The following is a 16,161-nucleotide window of genomic DNA, read 5'->3' as shown; positions in this document are numbered from 1 at the left end:
ACCCAGAAAGAAGTGGATGTTCGTGAGCCGAGTAAATGAAAGTCGTCCGGCGGATTTCATTCAGGACGAAGAGATCAAAGAAGCGCTGCGATTTGGAGAAAAAGCCGGATCGGATCGGGCCAAGGTGTCAGCAATTCTTGAGAAAGCCAGACAATGTAAAGGACTGACCTCACAAGAAGCAGCTGTCCTCTTAAATGTGGAAGATCAGGAAACACTGAATGAGATTTATCAGGTATCCAGAGATATCAAGGAACGGATCTACGGCAACCGGATTGTATTATTCGCACCGCTCTATGTCAGCAACTACTGTGTCAATAATTGCGTGTACTGCGGTTACAAACATTCCAATTCTGAATTCACACGCAGCCGCTTAACCTCAGATGAAATTGCCCAGGAAGTTACCGTTCTGCAGTCTCTGGGACACAAACGGCTTGTGCTGGAAGCAGGTGAGGATCCCCGCAATTGTTCCATCGATTATATTCTCGACTGCATAAAGACCATTTACGATACGAAGCTGGACAATGGCAGTATCCGCCGGATCAATGTCAATATCGCTGCAACCACATTCGATGACTACGTCAAGCTGGCTGAAGCGGGAATTGGAACTTATATTTTATTTCAGGAGACTTATCATAGACCTAGTTACAAGCAATACCATCCGCAAGGACCCAAAAGTGATTATGATTGGCATACGACCGCCATGGACAGGGCCATGAAAGCCGGTATCGAGGATGTTGGTATTGGTGTTCTGTATGGTCTCTATGATTATAAATATGAAACGATAGCCATGTTAAAACATGCCGAGCATCTGGAACAGGCCTATGGCTGCGGACCGCATACGATTTCCGTCCCCCGCCTGCGCGAAGCGGAGAATGTGAACCTGGACAGTTACCCTTACTTGGTCAGCGATCCGGATTTCGCCAAAATCGTCGCCGTTCTGCGAATAGCCGTTCCTTATACAGGAATGATACTCTCTACACGCGAAGACGCCGAATTTCGTGATCAGATAATCAAACTGGGCATTTCCCAGATCAGCGCAGGCTCCGCCACAGGTGTTGGCGCATACAGTGTGAACAAAGATAAAGATGACAAACCGCAATTCATGGTCGGCGATCACCGCTCCCCTATGGAAATCATCAAAAATCTCTGCCAGGACGGGTATGTGCCGAGTTACTGCACCGCCTGTTACCGGGAAGGCCGCACGGGAGACCGTTTCATGCAGCTGGCCAAATCCGGCCAAATCCATAATGTCTGTCAGCCGAACTCCCTGATGACGTTTCAGGAATACCTGCTGGATTACGCCGATGAGGAGATGCGGGCCATTGGAGAGCAGACGATTCATGACAATCTGGAGCGCATCCCCAAGGAATCGGTCAAAAAAGCGACCCTAAAGCAACTTCAGCGTATCCATAACGGCGAACGAGATCTACGGTTTTAGGCCGCACCCAATGTACGCAGTCACAAAAAGGGGGTGTTCCAGCAGCCATTCAGATGGCTTTTGGAACACCCCCGCTTTAATATACGCATTAATGGTTATATACCCCCTCCTCCCATTCCAGCATTGCAGACGGAAACATTTCGATAGCTCTTGGGAACACCCCCTGCACGTAGGCAATAAATACACCATAATTCACAATTGGAACACCCGCATGTTCCGCCTCTTCAAGCCTCCCCAGCATCGCCCTGCGGTTCAACATACACGCTCCGCAGTGAATGATCAGTGAATAACCCCCGAGACCTGCGGGGAAATCGCTGCCTGCGGCATGTTCAATTTGAAGCTGCCTGCCTGTCAGTTCCCGCAGCCAGCGGGGAATCTTCACGGAAGCAATATCATCGGATTGCCGGTGATGCGTGCAGGCTTCCGCAATGAGTACCCGGTCTCCGTCCTGCAAACGACCAATAGCGCGAACCCCGCGTACAAGCTGAGGAAGATCCCCCTTATACCTGGCAAACAATATGGAAAAGGACGTGAGCGGGATATCCTTTGGGGTATCTGCCTGAACCTTAAGAAATGCCTGTGAATCCGTGATGACCACATTTGGCTTGCGCCCCAGCGTCTTGAGTGTGTGTCCAAGCTCCTGTTCCTTGGTGACAACAGCAACCGCATCACATTCCATGATGTCACGAATGGTCTGCTGCTGGGGCAGAATCAGTCTTCCTTTGGGTGCTGCCTTATCAATCGGCACTACCAGAATAGCCAAGTCTCCGGGATTCAGCAGGTCTCCCACTAGCCGAAACCGGTCTTCGTCCCTCGGCAGCTCCCGGACGATTGCAGCTTTTAGATCCGTGATCCCAGTATTCCTGAGAGCACTGAATAGCATTGGCTTCAAATGAAGCTGCTCTTCTACCTTTGCCGCCACTACAGTGTGTTCCTCACCGTCACCATACTCTTCGAGCAAGTCTACTTTGTTCAAGAGTAGAATGACCGGAATCTTCTTGACAGACAGGTTCTGAAAAAGATTGTGCTCAAATTCGCCTACTCCTTGGACAGCGTCTATCACCAGCAACGCCAGATCGGTTTTGCTCAGAACCTGATTTGTTTTGCGAATACGTTGTTCGCCCAAACTTCCGCTATCATCCAATCCGGCGGTATCAATGAGCACTACCGGTCCCACCGGCAGCAGCTCCATCGGTTGATAAACCGGATCTGTCGTTGTACCGCTTACCGGAGAAACAATGGACGTCTCCTGACCGCCTAAAGCGTTAATCACACTGGATTTCCCGGCATTACGCCGTCCAAAGACTGCAATGTGCATTCGTTCTCCACGCGGGGTATTATTTAAGCTCATAACATGCGCTCCTTCGTTATCTTAGAACCTTTATCAATCTCTTGATCTTCCAGGGATGCCTGGTTTGGTAACCTCCAGCGGGTGCAGAATGGCATCGATCTGCTTTTTCGTCATCAGTCCTTGTTCCAGCAAAATCTCTTTTAACGGCCGGCCCGAGGCCGCCGCAGACGTAGCCAGTTCAGCTGCGGCGTCATAACCCAGATACGTCACCGCTGCGGCAGCCATGACGCCGGAGCGTTCCAAATGCTCGAGACAATGCGCAGTATCGACTTTCAACCCACGCACGCATCGCTCATGAAAGAGCCGTACAGCCTGGGTAAGAATTTCAAGAGATTCAAGCAGAGATTCTGCGATTAAAGGGGCAAAGGCATTCAGCTCCAGCTGTCCGCTGGCCGCCGCCAAAGTGACTGCTGTATCATTGGAGATCACCTTCATAGCGACTGACCCGGCCATCTCAGCGATGACCGGGTTCATTTTACCGGGCAGGATCGAAGAACCTACCTGCATAGGCGGCAGGATGTATTCTGCAATTCCGCCGGAGGGCCCGGCATTAAGCAGCCGGAAATCGCCGGATATCTTCAGCAAGTTCACTGCAGCGGCTTTGAGCAAACCTGAAACTTCCACAAACACATCCATATTCTGTGTGCCATCCATCGGAAAATCGCTGCGGCACAGCCCCATTCCGGTTAGTTCCCGCAGCTCTTCTGCAATGGCATAAATATAAGCAAGGGGGGCATTCATTCCTGTGCCCACTGCCGTTCCTCCAAGGTTAATCTCCCGCAGCCGTTCCTCCGCCTTGTACAGCCGCCACCTGTCCCGTGCAACCGCTTTGGCATAAGCACCAAAGCTTTGTCCGGCCATGATGGGCAGTGCGTCCATGAGTTGCGTCCGTCCTAACCTTAACACATCGGCGTATTCCCGCTCCTTCTCCTGCAATGCCTCCTGAAGAGAGGCGAACTCTTCACTAAGCGAGCGAAGCAGCGGAATCATCGCAATTCGCATGGCAGTGGGATACACGTCATTGGTAGATTGATAGAGATTCACATGATCTATCGGATGGATCAGCCGGTAATCCCCCTTATGGCCACCAAGTTTCTCGATGGCCAGATTGGCTATCACCTCGTTAACGTTCATGTTCGTACTCGTTCCCGCTCCGCCCTGATACGCATCCACAATAAAGTGTTTATCCATCTGGCCTTGCAGAATTTCATCGCAAGCAGATAGAATACCCGCAGCCGCCTGCTCGGAAATACCCCCTTGCCTGCCATTTACTTTGGCTGCCGCTTTCTTCACCAGTACAATGGCCCGCGTGATCCGCGGATTCACCGGCCGGCCGCTGACCGCAAAATTATCCCGCGCCCTTACCGCGTGAATTCCATAATAAGCCCCACTAGGAACCGCTTCACTCCCTAGAGCATCCGATTCCACCCGAAACATTGGATCGTCGTTCAATTGTTTTTCACCCCCCAATTTGCGACATCAGGCGCATTGTGGCCTTCAGGGGTGGCTTGGTGCCCGGTTGGTCCATCATTATATGCTGGCCAGGTTTGGCTTCCAAGGCGCGCAGAAACAATTGCTTCAGCAGCTCTGATTGAGCGATGTAAGGCCGGATATACAACTCTTCGTTCCAGAAGAGGCACGGCTTAACGTGACCGTTTGCTGTAATACGCAGCCGGTTACATGAATTACAGAAATGCTGGCTGACCGGATGAATCAAGCCAAATTTCCCTGCCGCACCTTGGATGCGAAAATAACGGGCCGGGCCGGAATCTGCTGCTTTTTCAGCCGGCTCACCAGTTGTCCTACCCGGGTCCGGACCTGCTTCAACACTAAAACCAGCCTTGGCACACCGCTCCAGTATTCCATCCAAAGGCATATATCCCGCTTCCCATCCGTTGATATCATGACCCATGGGCATATATTCAATAAAGCGGACGTGCAGCGGATATTTCTGAGTCAGCTGCAGAAAGGATTCAATTTCATCATCGTTTACACCTTTCATCAAGACCATATTCAGCTTCAGTACCTCGAAGCCAGCCTTAAAACCAGCTGCTAAAGCATGCAACACCTTGCTGACATCGCCGCCCCCAGTGATTCTGGAATAGCGTTCTGGAATTAGAGAATCCAAGCTGACGTTGAGATCTGTAAGCCCGGCATCACGCAGCTTCTGCACTTTAGGGGCGAGCAGCAGTCCATTCGTGGTCAGACCGACACGTTCAATCCCGGAGATAGCCCTTAACCTGGCCACCAGTTCTTCCAGGTTCGGACGCATCAACGGTTCTCCTCCGGTAAGACGCACCTTGGTTACCCCCATCTCAGCAAGTACCCTTACGATCCGTTCAATTTCGTCAAAGGTAAGCGGGTTACCCTCCACAGCCTTTTCTACTCTGCCCGGATTGCAATACTGACAGCCCAAGTTGCAGCGCTCAGTAACGGAGATACGTACATAATTATGTAAACGACCAAAGTGATCGACCAAGATATCGGACAAACGCTCCACCTTGCTTTCTGCGTTATAGTGACTGAATTAGAGGCGCGAAAAACCGCCGAACTGCTGTAATGACTGCGCACTTGCCAGTCTTTTCCGGGAAATGGAATCCTCAATCTGGCTTGGTACGATGAATTGGAGTGCATTGGTGGGGCATACCCGCACACATTCCGGGCCCTTGCCGCTGTCTTCACACAAATCACATTTGTTCGCCACAATTCTCTCCTTGCGGCTCCATGAACCCGCTGTATTGGAACGAAGCCCGGATTGAAGTTGCTTTTGGCCACCTTTATGTGCCGAAACCATTGTAATCGCCCCATAAGGACATACCAGCATACAGGTCTTGCAACCAATGCAGCTATCCTGATTGATGAAAATACTGTTGTCTTTGCTCGTAATGGAGCCATTCGGGCACACATTGGCACAAGGAGCATCCTCGCAATGTCTGCACTGCACCGGTGCGGTAACTTCATCGGTCTCGACGACTGTCAACCGGGGATAGAAGTCAGCCCCGCTCTCTTCCTGAAGAAACATATTATTCCCGGCATGGGCAACTACGCAGGCTACTTCACAAGTATGGCAACCTATACATTTATCGGGATCGGCAATGACAAACCGGTTCATGACATCTCCTCCTTAAAACTTCTGTCAACAAATTTGGTATGCAGCAAATGATGTGAAGTATGGCCTAACGGTTCACCTAAGAAGTCCTTATATAATTTAATAATATCTGGATTCTCATGAGATTTGCGGACCTTCTGATGAGAGTCGTGGCGGTAGACGGCGCTCTTTCTGGCCTGATAAGCAATTTTCCGCTGCGTTTCCAACAGGAGCTTGGGCTGTCCGCCGCCGCTGACACAGCCTTCGGGACAAGCCATCACTTCAATGAAATGATACGGGCAGGTGCCCTCTGCGACTTTTGCCAAAACAGCATCTACATATTTCAGTCCTGCAACTACTGCCACTTTGAGCTCCAAATCGCCAATCTGAACTTCTGCCGTCCGGATGCCTTCCTCTCCCCTGACAAAATCCAATTGCAGATTGGGAATCTGCTCATGGGTGATCAGTTCATACCCCGTTCGTATCGCAGCTTCCATCACACCGCCTGTGACGCCGAAGATCGAGCCCGCTCCAGAGTATTTGCCCAGCGGTGAATCAAACGGCTCGTCGGGAAGATGAATGAAATCGATGCCTTGATCCTTGATTAAGCTGGCCAGTTCCCTTGTAGTAATAACGAGATCCACTTCACGGCAACCATCCACACTCATTTCTTCTCTGCTGCATTCAAATTTTTTACAGGTACAGGGCATAACCGCGACGCTGAAAATATCCGAAGGTGCTATTCCATCCAGCTCCGCTCCGTAGGTCTTGAACAAGGCTCCACCCATTTGCATCGGGGACTTGCAGCTGGACAAATGCTCCAGCAGCTCTGGTGCTGCCGTCTCCGCATGCTTCACCCAGGCCGGACAGCAGGAGGTGAACATTGGCAGCCGCTCTCCTGACATCACTCTGCCAATCAGCTCTGAGCCCTCTTCCATAATCGTCACGTCCGCAGCAAAATTCGTATCATAAATCCGGTCAAACTTCAGCCGTCTCAGCGCCGCCGCCATTTTCCCCGGGGTTAAAGTGCCGAAGGGGAGCCCAAACTCCTCCGCCAGAGATACTCGGATCGCAGGAGCGCACTGGACCACCTTGAACCGTTTCGGATCAGCCAGAACAGCTTTTACCTTCTGGATATCCCCTGACGAATAAGCAGCGAACAAAGGCTCACGCACGTTGGGGAGCTGCCCTCTTTCCTGTAACTTTACCGCTCGTGAGGCTGTCGTCGACTCGTTGTCCGCAGCATAAGCGGTACAAATCTGCACACACTGTCCACAAACGACGCAGCGATGAGCATCAATAGTCTGCGGGTGGCCTGGTTCGCCGATAATGGCATCCACAGGACATACAGCCGCGCAACGTCTGCAGCCGGTACATAATTGTTCGTCAATATGAATGATTGGATCCTTATACGACATAGTGCAACCTTCTTTTCTGAATTGAAGTGGTGTTACAGTCGCATGGCGGCGGCTGTCCGTGACCTGGATACACTGGTATCCGGATGAACCAGTGACAGTGCCTCTACCGGACAGACCTCTACACAAGCCGGAACGTTTCCCATAGCGCCGTCCTTATGGTCCCTGGTCCGGCATAAATCACATTTATAGGCGATCACTTTGGCGCTATGTACCATCGCGCTATGCTGCCGCTCCTTCAGTTGAATCTGGGGGACTACCTTGCCGTTGCTGTATGCTTTATACAGACTGACGGCACCAAACGGACAGGCCATGGCACAGCCTTTGCAGCCTATGCAGCTCTCTTCATGAATAACTATCGTCCCCTCCTCCTGCCGGATCGCCTGAACCGGACAGGCCTCCGCACAAGGCGCATTCTCGCACTGGCGGCATTGTACCGGCAGTGTGAAGCTCTCTGTTCGAATGACATGCAGGCGGGGAATAACCGGTACCGTAACAGTACCCACCGCCGCCCCAACCCCATTGTGATCGTTATGAACTGCGAAACATGCCAGTTCACACGCCTTGCAGCCTATGCATTTGCCCGCTTCGGCAATGACAAACGGATTCGGCTGTACATTATTCATACCGGTCTCGCCTCCACATGCATCTGCGCTCTGAGCGCCTCATATTCCTGCTGAACCTGTTGTTCCGCGCGCAGTTGATCTGCAATTTTCTCGATGCGGATCGCACAATACTTGTATTCCGGAGTTTTGGAGACCGGGTCCAGATAATCACCCGTCAGCTCATTGCAGGCCCCAATCCAGAAATGGTAGGTCATATAGGTGGCCCCGGTTTTGACACGGTTGCTGATCTGTGCCCGGGCTAACACTCTGCCTCGGCGGGATACAACATGTACAAGCTGGCCGTCTTCAATCCCTAAGCTTGATCCGTCCGCCGGGCTCATCTGGATGAAACCAGGCTCATCCGAAAGTTGACTGAGGGCACGGCAGTTGCCGGTCATCGTCCGAACCGAATAATGCCCTACCTCACGCACTGTGGACAAGGACAACGGATATTCCTGATCCGGCTGCTCCAGCGGTGCCCTCCATTCACAGGCAAACAGCTGTCCTTTGCCGCTGGAAGTGGTAAACCGGTTCCCTTCATATAAATACGGTGTGCCCGGATGATCTTCTGACGGACAAGGCCACTGAACACTGCCCTGTTCTTCCATCTTCCGATAACTGGCTCCGGCAAACGACGGGGAGAGCCCCCTCATTTCATCCCATATTTCTTCCGTGTTCCTGTAGGACATCGGGTAGCCCATCGCCGTGGCAAGCTCGCTGATAATTTGCCAATCAGGCTTTACTTCACCGGGAGGCTCGATGGCCTTTCTGATCCGCTGGAATCCACGGTCAGCTGAGGAGTAGACCCCGTCATGCTCACCCCAGGAGGTGGCTGGGAAAATCACATCGGCATGCAGGGCCGTCTTGTTCATGAAGATGTCCTGGACAATTACAAATTCTAATTTATCCAGCGTCTCTCTCACTTCTGAAGCATTCGGATCACTCTGCACCGGATCTTCGCCAAAAATATAATAGGCCTTCACCTTGTCTTCCTTTAGAACAAGATGAGGAATTTCGGTAATCCGATACCCGACTTTGCGAGGTAAAGCCACTCCCCAGGCCTTTTCAAATTTTTTACGGATCTTGTCATCTGTAACAGACTGGTATCCCGGATAGACATTTGGCAATGCCCCCATATCGCAGGAACCCTGTACATTATTTTGGCCGCGAACCGGACCAATCCCGACGCCAGGTCTGCCAAAGTTGCCGGTCAGAAGCGCCAGTGAGGCCAGACCCTTTACAACGTCCACGGCTTGGGCAAATTGACATACCCCCATACCGTACAGGATCATCGCCTTGTTCGCACTCGCATATTGCCGCATTACTTTACGGATCTCAGCCGCTTGCACACCTGTAATGCTCTCCGCATATTCAGGTGTATATTTCTGTACACTGGCTTTATATTCCGCAAAACCATCCACATATTTCTCAACATACTGCTTGTCGTATAACTCCTCAGCAATTAACACATGACCAAAGGCATTGACAAGCGCCATGTTCGTGCCGCCTTTAAGGGGCAGCCAAGTATCTGCAATGCGGGCCGACTCCGTCTTGCGGGGATCGGTTACAATGATCGTTGCGCCCTTCTGCTTTGCACTAACGATTCTTCTCGCCACAATGGGATGGGTAACCGCTGCATTGTATCCAAAAATAAACAACAGATCCGTGTCCTCAATTTCAGGAATTGAATTGGACATTGCGCCATCCCCTAGCGAATAGGTAAGCCCAGCTACGGACGGCCCGTGACATACCCTAGCGCAATGGTCAACATTATTGGTTCCGATAACAGCGCGCATAAATTTTTGCATGACATAATTGGCTTCATTTCCCGGGCCACGGGCTGAACCGGTTCCCATGATTGCATCCGGTCCATACTTTTCCTTGATTGCTGTTAGTTTTTCGGCTGTATACTGAATGGCTTCTTCCCAGGATACCTCTGCCAGTGTCCCTGCTTTACGAATCATCGGCTTGCGGATACGGGCGGTAAGAATCTGCGGATCATTCAGAAAATCCCATCCATAATGACCCTTAAGACACAGATTCCCTTCGTTCGTTCTTCCATCCGCTGGTTCAGCGCCTACGATTTTCCCCTCCTCAACAATTAAATTCATCTGACAACCACTTCCGCAATACGGACATACAGTCAGCACTTTATTCTCCATAGTTCCTCACCTCTCCTTGTGATTTTTTGCACAATTATAGCAACAAAAAAATAAGCCAATACAAGGTATAATCAGAAATACACAATGTACTGGCTTATTAAAAAGCTAAGGAGCAAAAGTCCATTCTCTCTAATCAAACCGATTTATTCAATTGAATAATAATTGCCCTATCCCCTGGATTCGGGTCTTCGATCTTCCAGGTATATGTAAAGGGGCTGCCAAGCGTTTCTACGATCTCTGCCATAAACTCTCTCTCCAAATAAGGCTTCAGCACCTTCCAGTATTCTGTAACTAAATGTACTGCACCTTCTTTGAGCAAAATTTCAGATAAACTGGAGAGAATTCCACGAATCTCTATAATGATTAAGGACTCATACTCTATCCTAACCTTTACATTCTCCGGACCTTTGCCGCGATAATGCTTCACAATCTTAACGGCAAGTCTTCGCATCTTCTCCTGGCATTCAAAAACAGTCTCAGACATCACTACATCCCAGCCTCAACATCCCTATTATGGTAATTTATTTAATTAATTACATGTTAAACCTACCCCATAAAGATTGTCAAACCACAAAAAAGGGCAAATCCTTTCATTTCAACGTGAATTCATCCACTTCTTACACGATATCCATAAATTCCTAAAAAGCTTGTTCAATCTAACGATATTTAAAAAAGAGCAGCAAAGGTCTAAATTCCGCTTTCCCTGCCGGATTCAGACCTTTACCGCTCTTTGCTAGCTACCTTATCTAAGTTCCATATCACTCAGGCGCCGTCTTCCTTCAGACGCAAAAGCGCTGCAGCTGCAGCCTGTTGTTCCGCTTCTTTCTTGGAACGGCCGCTGCCCTTGCCGAGTGACTGGCTGGACATATAAACTTCAGAGACGAATTCGCGCTCATGCGCCGGTCCCCGTTCTTCAATAATCCGATATTCCAGCGTACCCAATCCGTGATGCTGTATCAGCTCCTGAAGCTCCGTCTTGAAATCGCTCATCTGCATTTGCAGCTTGCCGTCCGTCTCCACCAGCGGAAATACATGATGATCAAGAAACCGCCGCGCCGTTTCCAGTCCTTGGTCGAGATAAAGCGCTCCCACGAAGGATTCGAACACATCGGCTAGCAAGGCCGGGCGAGTACGTCCGCCCGTAAGTTCTTCCCCTTTGCCCAGCAATACATATTTGCCGAAACCCAAGCTCTCAGCGAACTTGACCAGCGAAGGCTCGCATACAATAGCGGCCCGCAGCTTGGTCAATTCACCCTCCGGTCTGTCCGGCAGCAACTTGTACAAATATTCAGAAACCGTAAGCTCCAGAACCGCGTCTCCGAGAAACTCCAGACGCTCATTGTCCTGATGCTGATTGAAACGGTGTTCATTCACATAAGAGGCATGGGTAAAGGCCTGCTTCAGAAGTACAGCATCGTGAAATTGGATTTGAAGTTGACTTTGTAACTGCTTCAGGTCTCCTTTCACTGCACTGTCCCCTTACTGATTATATTTTTTGAGAATTACGGTTGCGTTATGTCCTCCGAATCCGAACGAATTCGACATAACAATATTCAGATCTGCTTTGCGCGGTTCATTCGGAACATAGTCCAGATCACATTCCGGATCAGGATTGTCCAAATTGATGGTTGGGGCAATGATGTTATTTTGCAGGGAAAGACCACAAATGATCGCTTCCACACCGCCGGCAGCACCAAGCAAATGGCCTGTCATTGATTTCGTGGAGCTGATTGCAACCTTGTAAGCATGATCTCCAAGTGCCTTCTTCACGGCAGCCGTTTCCGATCTGTCGCCTACTGGCGTGGAAGTGCCATGCGCATTGATGTAATCAATCTCTTCCGGTGCGATACCGGCATCTCGGATCGCCATCTTCATACAGCGTGCTGCGCCGTCAGGATCCGGCTCCGTCATATGGTGGGCATCCGCACTCAGACCGTAGCCGATCACTTCGGCATAGATCTTCGCCCCGCGTTTCTCAGCATGCTCCAGCGATTCCAGAATCAGAATCCCGGCACCCTCACCCATTACAAAACCGTCACGGGCGCTGTCAAATGGACGGCTGGCCTTCTCCGGCTCGTCGTTGCGGGTGGACATCGCCCGCATGGCACAGAATCCTGCCATCCCTGTCGGGCGGATGGTAGCTTCGGAACCGCCGCAGATCATCGCATCCGCGTCACCGCGCTGGATCAGACGGAAGGATTCCCCTATGGAGTGGCTTCCTGTTGCACAGGCTGTCACAGTTGTTGTATTAGGACCTTTTGCACCAAGATTGATCGACAGCTGGCCGGAGCCCATATTGGCAATCATCATGGGAATAAAGAACGGGCTGACCCGTTTAGGCCCCTTTTCCAGCAGGAGATTATGATTGTCTTCCCAAGTACCCAGACCTCCGATACCTGATCCGACGGACACACCAATTCTCTCCGCATCAATATCTTCACCAATCTTAAGTCCGCTGTCCTTCAGCGCATCTTCTCCGGCTGCTACCGCGAACTGAACGAAACGGTCCATCTTGCGGGCTTCCTTGCGGCCAAAACGCTCTTCCGCATCAAAGTTTTTAACCGAAGCTGCTATTTGCGTAGTGTATTCACTGACATCAAAGGCTTCAACCTTGGAAACACCGGATTTCCCGTTCATGAGGCTATCCCAGAACGTATCCAAATCTTTACCCAGTGACGTCATCACGCCCATACCGGTAATAACCACTCTATGACTCAAACGCAATCACCCCATCTGTAGGCTGTATACTTCAACATAATTGAACATACATGCTCTCTGAATAGTCTATATAAACTGCAGTCGCCGCAAAAATTAACCCCTCTGCGGTTCTGTTATTTTCCCCGTAAAGGTGCAAATATGCATCCTTTTGTATTTCATTTGTGCTGTAAAATGAGGAGAAGTCCCGCCCTAGCAGGAACGGGACCCTCAATCATATGACTCTAGGTATGAGATTGTATGTACTTCACAACTTCACCCACGGTCGTAATCTTCTCTGCATCTTCATCAGAGATTTCCATATCGAATTCATCTTCCAATTCCATAACCAATTCTACTACATCAAGAGAATCAGCACCTAAATCATCTTTGAAAGACGCTTCTAATGTTACCTCAGCTTCATCGGCACCTAAGCGGTCGATGACAATGCGTTTTACACGCTCCAATACATCGGACATCCGGTTCACCTCCTCTTTTGGTATTATACGAGATATGAAGTCAAAATACCATAGAGCGTAAAAAACGCTTTCCGGGCGCTTCTTCCCGCTTCTCCCATAATCCCTATACGCTGGTTTGATCTTACATGTACATACCGCCGTCCACATGAAGTGTCTGACCGGTCATGTAAGCAGCCCCTTCCGAGGCCAAAAATACCGCCGCCATAGCAATGTCCTCCGGCCGCCCAAGCTGAGCAAGGGGAATTCCCTTAATCAGCTCACTGCGGACTTCATCGGACAACTCACGGGTCATATCGGTGTCTATAAAACCGGGAGCGATGCAGTTCACGGTAATTCCCCGTGAAGAAAGCTCGCGGGCAGCAGTTTTCGTCATGCCGATTACCCCTGCCTTTGCAGCAGTATAGTTAATCTGCCCAGGATTCCCCGTCACACCCACAACCGAAGAAATATTGATGATCCGCCCGTAACGCTGCTTCATCATCGGACGTGTGACTGCTTTTAGACAGTTGAACACGCCTTTAAGATTCGTTTCGATGACCTGATCGAATTCCTCTTCCTTCATGCGCATAATCAGGTTGTCCCTGGTGATGCCGGCATTATTAACGAGGATGTCAATCTTGCCCCAAGTGTTTAGGACCTCTTTAACGAGATTCTCCGCCTCATCGCTTTTGCCTACATTCCCCTTCAGGGCAATCCCCTCGGAGCCTAGCTCTGCTATCCGGGCTACTGTTTCCTGCGCTGCAGCTTCACTTCCGGAATAGTTCACGGCCACTTTCACGCCATGCTCTGCGAGTAGAAGCGCTATGCTGCGGCCGATGCCGCGGGAACCGCCGGTTACAAGGGCCGTCTGGCCTCTTAATGCTGAGAACATTCTGTATTCCCCCTCCCTTTATCCTGCGCTGTGATTAAGCCAAGCCATTGACTGTCTGGATGCTTTCCAGACTATTGAGATTGATTACCTTGACATTCTTGTCAATTTTGCGGATCAGTCCTGCCAGCACACTGCCGGAGCCAATCTCAACAAAGGTGTCCACACCCGCCGCAATCAGCCACTCTACACTGTCCTGCCAGAGTACTGGCGAGAACACCTGGCGTACCAGCAGCCCGCGGATTTCCTCGGGATCGGTAACCGGCGAGGCAGTAACATTGGCAATTACAGGAACTGAAGGTGCATTGAAGGTTATACCTTTCAGTTCAGCTGCCAGACGCTCGGCAGCTTCCTTCATCAAAGAAGAGTGGAACGGTCCGCTGACTTCGAGCGGAATTGCCCGCTTGCCTCCGGCTTCTTTTACACGCTGAACGACAGCATTCACACCTTCGAGCGATCCGGACACTACAATCTGACCCGGACAGTTGACGTTTGCCAATTCAACCGGGTTGCCCTCTGCGGAAATATTGTTGCACAGCTCAGCCAAAGCTTCGCGTTCTGCACCCAATACAGCTGCCATAGCGCCCTGTCCGCCAGGAACCGCTTCTTCCATGAAACGTCCGCGGAGACGCACAAGGCTGACTGCATCCTCATAAGACAGTACGCCTGAAGCCACAAGAGCGCTGTATTCACCCAGACTGTGACCCGCAACGTAGTCTGGCTTCAGTCCATGCTTATTCAATGCTTCCAGATAAGCTACGCTGGTTGTTACAAGCGCAGGCTGTGTGTTTACCGTTTGCTTGAGTTCGCTGTCCGGACCTTCAAATACAAGTTTACTCAGCGGAAACCCAAGCACTTCATCGCCCTTCTCGAACACCGCACGGCTATCCGGCAGAGCGTCATATACATCCTTACCCATCCCAACTGCCTGTGCACCCTGGCCGGGAAAGACAAATGCGATTTTACCCATAAGTTCGAACTCCTTCCCGTAAACAGTGCAGCTGCCGGGCTTGCAAATCAAGCGGCAGGCACACCGAGTTCTTTGAATTCATTGCTCGTTTATATGTTTACCATTTCAGTACCGAGGCACCCCAAGTAAGGCCGCCGCCGAAGCCAACCATCAGCACGGTGTCGCCTTCCTTCATCCGGCCCTCTTCCGCTGCTTCAACCAGCGCAAGCGGAATCGAAGCTGCAGACGTGTTGGCGTATCTGTCGACGTTGATTACGCATTTCTCTTCCGGCAGATCCAAACGCTGCATAGCCGATTGAATGATGCGGATATTTGCCTGGTGCGGCACGAACAGATCAATGTCTTCCTTAGCAAGACCTGCTTTGGTAAGCACACGCTCGGTAGCCGTACCCATCACCCGAACAGCGAACTTGAACACCTCACGGCCGTTCATGTAGATGAAATGTTTCTTGTCGTCTATCGTCTGCTGGGAAGCCGGCATACGCGAGCCGCCCGCTTCCATCTTCAGCAGGCTGCCTCCGGAGCCTTCAGCACCGAGATCAAAGGATTGGAAACCTCTGCCTTCCGGAACTTCGCCGAGAATAACCGCTCCCGCGCCGTCTCCGAACAACACGCAAGTGTTGCGGTCCGTGTAATCCGTAATCCGCGACAAGGTATCCGCTCCAATGATCAATGCATTGTTATACATCCCGTTCTGGATAAATCCGGTTGCTGTTGCCAGACTGTAGACGAAACCGGAGCAGGCTGCGGACAAGTCAAAGGCCGCGGCTCCTTTGGCCCCCAGTTTGTCCTGCAGAATGCAGGCTGTAGACGGAAAAGAGCTGTCAGGTGTAACTGTTGCTATAATAATGAGATCCAGATCCTCCGCCTTCATGCCTGCTGATTCCAGCGCCTTCAGCGCAGCTTCATAAGCAAGATCCGAGGTCGCCTCATGCGGAGCGGCAATATGCCGTTCACGGATCCCTGTCCGGCTGACAATCCATTCATCATTCGTTTCGACTATCTTTTCCAAATCGCTGTTGGTTAATATTTTTTCGGGCACATATTTTCCTGTACCAATTATTCCTACCGGACGCAACTGTTTCATATCG

At 50.8% G+C, this 16,161-nt stretch carries 15 protein-coding genes; 1 reads left to right on the top strand and 14 read right to left on the bottom strand.

Annotated features, from left to right (window positions below):
• Window positions 1-22: 22 nt before the first annotated feature.
• The gene (hydG, locus tag NSS79_RS15605) at window positions 23-1,438 is read left to right on the top strand and encodes a [FeFe] hydrogenase H-cluster radical SAM maturase HydG (RefSeq protein ID WP_342440044.1); all 1,416 of its coding nucleotides are present in this window, start codon (window positions 23-25) and stop codon (window positions 1,436-1,438) included.
• Between the two features lie 88 nt (window positions 1,439-1,526).
• Here hydG and hydF read toward each other — a convergent pair whose 3' ends face one another.
• From hydF to NSS79_RS15535, 14 genes are all read right to left on the bottom strand, one after another.
• Window positions 1,527-2,789: a [FeFe] hydrogenase H-cluster maturation GTPase HydF gene (gene hydF, locus NSS79_RS15600; RefSeq protein WP_342440043.1), complete on the bottom strand. Its 1,263-nt coding sequence runs from the start codon at window positions 2,787-2,789 to the stop codon at window positions 1,527-1,529.
• A gap of 33 nt (window positions 2,790-2,822) precedes the next feature.
• The gene (locus NSS79_RS15595) at window positions 2,823-4,226 is read right to left on the bottom strand and encodes an aspartate ammonia-lyase (protein WP_342440380.1); all 1,404 of its coding nucleotides are present in this window, start codon (window positions 4,224-4,226) and stop codon (window positions 2,823-2,825) included.
• 22 nt (window positions 4,227-4,248) lie between these two features.
• Window positions 4,249-5,280: a GTP 3',8-cyclase MoaA gene (gene moaA / locus NSS79_RS15590; RefSeq protein WP_342440042.1), complete on the bottom strand. Its 1,032-nt coding sequence runs from the start codon at window positions 5,278-5,280 to the stop codon at window positions 4,249-4,251.
• A gap of 36 nt (window positions 5,281-5,316) precedes the next feature.
• Window positions 5,317-5,901, bottom strand: coding sequence for a 4Fe-4S dicluster domain-containing protein (locus NSS79_RS15585; protein WP_342440041.1), 585 nt, complete (start codon window positions 5,899-5,901; stop codon window positions 5,317-5,319).
• Entirely contained in the window at window positions 5,898-7,295 is a 1,398-nt protein-coding gene (locus tag NSS79_RS15580; RefSeq protein WP_342440040.1) for a [FeFe] hydrogenase, group A, read from the bottom strand. Before NSS79_RS15580 ends, NSS79_RS15585 begins: the two co-directional genes overlap by 4 nt.
• A gap of 32 nt (window positions 7,296-7,327) precedes the next feature.
• On the bottom strand, window positions 7,328-7,918 hold the full coding sequence (locus tag NSS79_RS15575; protein WP_342440039.1) for a 4Fe-4S dicluster domain-containing protein: 591 nt from the start codon (window positions 7,916-7,918) through the stop codon (window positions 7,328-7,330).
• Window positions 7,915-10,059 carry a formate dehydrogenase subunit alpha gene (gene fdhF, locus NSS79_RS15570; RefSeq protein WP_342440038.1) on the bottom strand — a complete coding sequence of 715 codons (2,145 nt, stop codon included), beginning with the start codon at window positions 10,057-10,059 and terminating at the stop codon, window positions 7,915-7,917. The genes NSS79_RS15575 and fdhF overlap by 4 nt, the downstream gene beginning before the upstream one ends.
• Before the next feature lie 133 nt (window positions 10,060-10,192).
• Window positions 10,193-10,543, bottom strand: coding sequence for a Na-translocating system protein MpsC family protein (locus NSS79_RS15565; RefSeq protein WP_342440037.1), 351 nt, complete (start codon window positions 10,541-10,543; stop codon window positions 10,193-10,195).
• A 278-nt stretch (window positions 10,544-10,821) separates the two neighbouring features.
• On the bottom strand, window positions 10,822-11,526 hold the full coding sequence (gene rnc, locus NSS79_RS15560; protein ID WP_038591210.1) for a ribonuclease III: 705 nt from the start codon (window positions 11,524-11,526) through the stop codon (window positions 10,822-10,824).
• 12 nt (window positions 11,527-11,538) lie between these two features.
• Window positions 11,539-12,777 carry a beta-ketoacyl-ACP synthase II gene (fabF, locus tag NSS79_RS15555; protein WP_342440036.1) on the bottom strand — a complete coding sequence of 413 codons (1,239 nt, stop codon included), beginning with the start codon at window positions 12,775-12,777 and terminating at the stop codon, window positions 11,539-11,541.
• Between the two features lie 221 nt (window positions 12,778-12,998).
• Window positions 12,999-13,232, bottom strand: coding sequence for an acyl carrier protein (locus NSS79_RS15550; protein WP_019911228.1), 234 nt, complete (start codon window positions 13,230-13,232; stop codon window positions 12,999-13,001).
• Window positions 13,233-13,353: 121 nt separating this feature from the next.
• The gene (fabG, locus tag NSS79_RS15545) at window positions 13,354-14,103 is read right to left on the bottom strand and encodes a 3-oxoacyl-ACP reductase FabG (protein ID WP_342440035.1); all 750 of its coding nucleotides are present in this window, start codon (window positions 14,101-14,103) and stop codon (window positions 13,354-13,356) included.
• A gap of 34 nt (window positions 14,104-14,137) precedes the next feature.
• A complete protein-coding gene (gene fabD / locus NSS79_RS15540) occupies window positions 14,138-15,070 on the bottom strand; it encodes an ACP S-malonyltransferase (protein ID WP_342440034.1) in 933 nt (310 codons plus the stop codon).
• 97 nt (window positions 15,071-15,167) lie between these two features.
• The gene (locus tag NSS79_RS15535; RefSeq protein WP_342440033.1) at window positions 15,168-16,157 is read right to left on the bottom strand and encodes a beta-ketoacyl-ACP synthase III; all 990 of its coding nucleotides are present in this window, start codon (window positions 16,155-16,157) and stop codon (window positions 15,168-15,170) included.
• Between the last annotated feature and the right edge of the window lie 4 nt (window positions 16,158-16,161).

This window comes from Paenibacillus sp. FSL L8-0436 (assembly GCF_038593025.1).
Taxonomy (GTDB): Bacteria; Bacillota; Bacilli; order Paenibacillales; family Paenibacillaceae; genus Paenibacillus_AQ.
Note: the sequence above shows the minus strand (reverse complement) of the source record. Positions and strands in the feature narration are given on the sequence as shown.

Bases quoted from the DNA above. Each gene is read 5' to 3' on its own strand.
- hydF (WP_342440043.1), bottom strand. From the start codon at position 2,789: ATGAGCTTAAATAATACCCCGCGTGGAGAACGAATGCACATTGCAGTC.
- NSS79_RS15595 (WP_342440380.1), bottom strand. From the start codon at position 4,226: ATGTTTCGGGTGGAATCGGATGCTCTAGGGAGTGAAGCGGTTCCTAGT.
- NSS79_RS15585 (WP_342440041.1), bottom strand. From the start codon at position 5,901: ATGAACCGGTTTGTCATTGCCGATCCCGATAAATGTATAGGTTGCCAT.
- NSS79_RS15580 (WP_342440040.1), bottom strand. From the start codon at position 7,295: ATGTCGTATAAGGATCCAATCATTCATATTGACGAACAATTATGTACC.
- NSS79_RS15575 (WP_342440039.1), bottom strand. From the start codon at position 7,918: ATGAATAATGTACAGCCGAATCCGTTTGTCATTGCCGAAGCGGGCAAA.
- fdhF (WP_342440038.1), bottom strand. From the start codon at position 10,059: ATGGAGAATAAAGTGCTGACTGTATGTCCGTATTGCGGAAGTGGTTGT.
- NSS79_RS15565 (WP_342440037.1), bottom strand. From the start codon at position 10,543: ATGTCTGAGACTGTTTTTGAATGCCAGGAGAAGATGCGAAGACTTGCC.
- NSS79_RS15550 (WP_019911228.1), bottom strand. From the start codon at position 13,232: ATGTCCGATGTATTGGAGCGTGTAAAACGCATTGTCATCGACCGCTTA.
- fabG (WP_342440035.1), bottom strand. From the start codon at position 14,103: ATGTTCTCAGCATTAAGAGGCCAGACGGCCCTTGTAACCGGCGGTTCC.
- fabD (WP_342440034.1), bottom strand. From the start codon at position 15,070: ATGGGTAAAATCGCATTTGTCTTTCCCGGCCAGGGTGCACAGGCAGTT.
- NSS79_RS15535 (WP_342440033.1), bottom strand. From the start codon at position 16,157: ATGAAACAGTTGCGTCCGGTAGGAATAATTGGTACAGGAAAATATGTG.